3 protein-coding genes and 1 pseudogene are annotated in these 3,399 nt (G+C 62.7%); 1 reads left to right on the top strand and 3 read right to left on the bottom strand.

Annotation, left to right across the window (positions count from 1 at the left end; translation table 11 throughout):
- Positions 1 to 218 (bottom strand): annotated as a pseudogene (locus QR64_RS27790) (Fis family transcriptional regulator); the annotation flags it as partial.
- A gap of 1,401 nt (positions 219 to 1,619) precedes the next feature.
- Here QR64_RS27790 and QR64_RS25200 point away from each other — a divergent pair.
- Positions 1,620 to 1,853 carry a hypothetical protein gene (locus tag QR64_RS25200; RefSeq protein WP_052227286.1) on the top strand — a complete coding sequence of 78 codons (234 nt, stop codon included), beginning with the start codon at positions 1,620 to 1,622 and terminating at the stop codon, positions 1,851 to 1,853.
- A gap of 252 nt (positions 1,854 to 2,105) precedes the next feature.
- Here QR64_RS25200 and QR64_RS25195 read toward each other — a convergent pair whose 3' ends face one another.
- On the bottom strand, positions 2,106 to 2,585 hold the full coding sequence (locus QR64_RS25195; RefSeq protein WP_052227285.1) for a hypothetical protein: 480 nt from the start codon (positions 2,583 to 2,585) through the stop codon (positions 2,106 to 2,108).
- Positions 2,586 to 3,175: 590 nt separating this feature from the next.
- On the bottom strand, positions 3,176 to 3,399 hold a 224-nt coding region (locus tag QR64_RS27785; protein ID WP_039585278.1), incomplete at its 5' end, for a hypothetical protein.

Raw genomic sequence — 3,399 nt, 5'->3', positions numbered from 1 at the left:
TCGGCCAACCGATCCAGGACCGGCCGCGCCGCACGCACAAGCTTCGGATCGGTGGGTGCGTCGTCGATATAGCGCAGTGGAGAACTGTCGGGTGTCACTCCCAGTGCGAGGCAGCGGCGCCAGGACTGTTCGATCTCCGGCCGTACTTTCGGTATGGGATTCTCACAGCTATCGGAACCGTGTTCTTCTGCTTGCTCACGGAACCGGTCGGTTACCACACATCCACCTCCGAAGACCTCACGGCGAGAACGGACTCTATGCAAACGAGGTGACACCGGTTCGGAGTGTCCCAGAACGCTACACCGGGAGTTTCTGGACTTGTCTTCGGTGCGGGCGCACCTTGTCCAGTGTGTTCACCGGCGTCTTGATGGCCTGTCGATCCGCACGGTGGCGGAACACGATGCTATTCGTCGTGCAGTGTTCCATCTCCTCTGCAGGACCAGGGCCGTTTCGGCCGATGCCATTCCGGCCGATCGGTCCGGCGGAGTCGGCGGAAGTGAACAGCGGGGAGGTGTGCGTTGGCATTGTCGGCGAGGCCGTGCGTCTGCGCGCGTCCGTTCGCACCGTGTTCCCCTGGAACGACGCTGGTGCGTCACGAAAGCTGTTGGTTGGCAGTGTGACCCCTACTGTCTACCATCAATGCTCCGTGAACTGTATGTGTATATCACAGGGTTCCTGCGCGTGACCACGAGGTGCGTAGCTACCAGTGGGTTTCGTGGCCGGGCAGGGTTCCGGGGACAGTGGAGTCGGCCGTGTGGCATTGATCCGGACGTTCGGAACTCGTCCGTATCTGTCCGACCGGAACCCACTGTTGTGGGAGTGTACTCGGCGCCGGACTCAGGGGGCGGAGTCGTTCGCCGGCGGCGTTGGCAAAAAGATGCGGCCTGTCGGGAGATGGGAAGGGGACAGGATGTCACCGGTGCTCGTGGGCGGGTGCTCCGGTGTTGCGGTATCGGAACGGATGAAGAGCCATGTAATTTGCTGTTACGGCGAGTTTTTCGCTAGTCTTTTGGTGTTGGAGCGAGTCGCCCTATCGGGGAGGGTGGGGCCTTGTTTCAACATTCTGTTCTCCGTGCTTGGAACCTCGCCCCTGCTGTTCCGAGTTGCTAGGCGACCATGTCCGAGTCGCTGCGCAGTACCGAGAACGAGAACCCAGTTTCGTCGCTCTGCGACGAACCGTCGCCGTCCCCTGTCGGCGACAGGTACGGGAGCCGTTGGTGCCCGCCTCGACGATGCTAAAGCGGGCACCAACGGTGCCTACCGATACGACCATTTCGACTTCCATTCAGAAGCGTTAGCGCGCAGATGAGTTCGGCATCGAGTTCGGTTCGTGCGACCAAGGAAGGCGACTGCACGCGGGGGGCGCTGCGCTCGGACACAGAGTACTGTTATCCGCGGTCGGCAGGTCCCCGTCATCTTCACCATAGTGAGGGTGGCGGAAGCCGGCCCGAGCACTTGGTTCCGAGGCCTCCGAGACGACTGTCACCCCGACGCGCCGGCCCAGGGCGTGTCTGTATCTCAGCTGGGGCAAGCCGTGGATCGGGTCGAAGGGTCCGATGTCGTACGTGCATTCCTGTGGTCGAGGATCCGGTACGAAGGCCCACAACAGCGCCCGTCGTGTGATACCGGTCGATCTGGGTACCGACGCGGGTGGCGCGTTCGGTCAGGGGAAGGCAGCTTCCGGCGCGGATCCCGAACTCGGCAACGAGCACAGGTTTCTCGGTTTGCTCGAGTCGCAGTGGGAGGAATGCCGCATCGTCGTAGTCGTGGTACTGAACCACGTCCAGATAGGGCGAGGCAGCGACCAGGGCATAACCACCGTCGGCGAGACCGCACTGCTCGCCCCCGAGTAGACCGAGCGTGAGCAGGTGTCGCTGATCGTGCGCACGAGCCACCGCCCCGGCCGCATCGACCCAGTCGCGCAGCACCTGCGACGAGTCTTCCGGGCACCGACGTTGGTGCAGGTCGCAGTCGGGGGTGGTGCAGACACCGACCTCGGGTTCACCGAGGAGTTCCCACGCAGCGATCGAAAATGATCCGGCCCAGCGATCGACGGCGGCAGCAACCCACTCGCTGTAGCTCAGCGGCATGTCGGTAGGCTCCTGTCATCCGCCGAGATACCACTTGCGCGTTCTGTATTGCTCGTCCTCACACGCGCCGTCCTGGGCGGCGAGCACCGGGATGAGCAACTGTCCGTGCCGTTGCGTAGCTGTAAACACCGCATCGATCGGTTCGAAGTTCAGCTTGCCGTTGCGCTTGTCCACGGCCAGATTCTGAAAGGCGTTGAATCGGGTCACTGTCCCCGGTTGGCGAGACGAGAAGTAGGAGTCCAGATCCACCATCGCTCCGCAACCGGCGTTGACCGTCCAATCCGTAGCCAGTTGATAGGCGTTGAAGCCGGTCGGCCACCAGGGGTGACCGTCGAGGTGCAAAATACCGCCGGTGGTGGTCACCCGCAGCGGATGCGCATACGAGACCCACGGGGTGGAGGTCGGCGCACCTGTGTCCTCACCTGGCGATGCCGCGCCGGATCCGGGGAGGGTGCACGCGCTCGTGAGGGGAACGGCCAGGAGCATCGCCGTCATACAGACGAGTCTCGCTCGTATCGGACCGTCGCGCTATGGACAGTCCGGCAGCTGCTCGCTAGCCTGAGTTCAATTGCTGCGCACCCACTCTGCCCCAGCTGCGCTGATGGCAAGAAGATCGAGCGCACTGTTGCCCGCTTCGCGACTGTAAGGCGCTCGACGACTCCTGCCGGAAGGGATTGGGAGCGGTCTGCACTCGGAGCGAGCTCATAGATGCTGACTGTGGCCGGAAGTGCCGCAGCGAGAAGTCACCAAGAAAGAAGAGGAGAATGAAGGCAGAGCCACCCCCGAGAGGGCAACAGATCTCGCAGAAAATCTCGACCTCCGCATCCGGTCCCGATCCCACAGATGAGGATCTGGCAGCGGTAATCGTCGCCCTGACCGGCATCGACATCGCGTCGAATGACGATAACGCGAGGCCTGGTCGTAACCGGAAACAATCCTGGCGACACTGATGCGCCGACGACTCCGAGTTGCACTCGCTGGTCGCACATCCGCCCGGCCGGGAACGAGGATGTAGACGGAGTGGCCACATCGATATGACCGAGATCGATGCCCTCGTCTTCTGTACCAGCACGCGTGGTCTCGGCCTATCCGATGGCGGGATACAGTTCCGTGCCGGCCGCTTTCGTCACATGCAGCTGCTGCCCGAGTCGGTCCTCGCTCAAAGTGACAGTACCCCGCGGTAGCTGGAACTCCCCGTGACGCATTGCCGCGGCGATCCGCTCGCTATCCTCCGCTTTCCGGGCAGCCTGCCACCATATGTGAACTGAGGTTTTCTCACCAGGCCGGCGCTTGCAGGTGAAGAAGAACG

Origin of the sequence: Rhodococcus sp. Chr-9 (assembly GCF_000801125.1) — a bacterium.
Taxonomy (GTDB): Bacteria; Actinomycetota; Actinomycetes; order Mycobacteriales; family Mycobacteriaceae; genus Rhodococcus; species Rhodococcus pyridinivorans.
The sequence above is the reverse complement of the archived record's forward strand: the minus strand, read 5'-3'. Positions and strand labels throughout refer to the sequence as shown.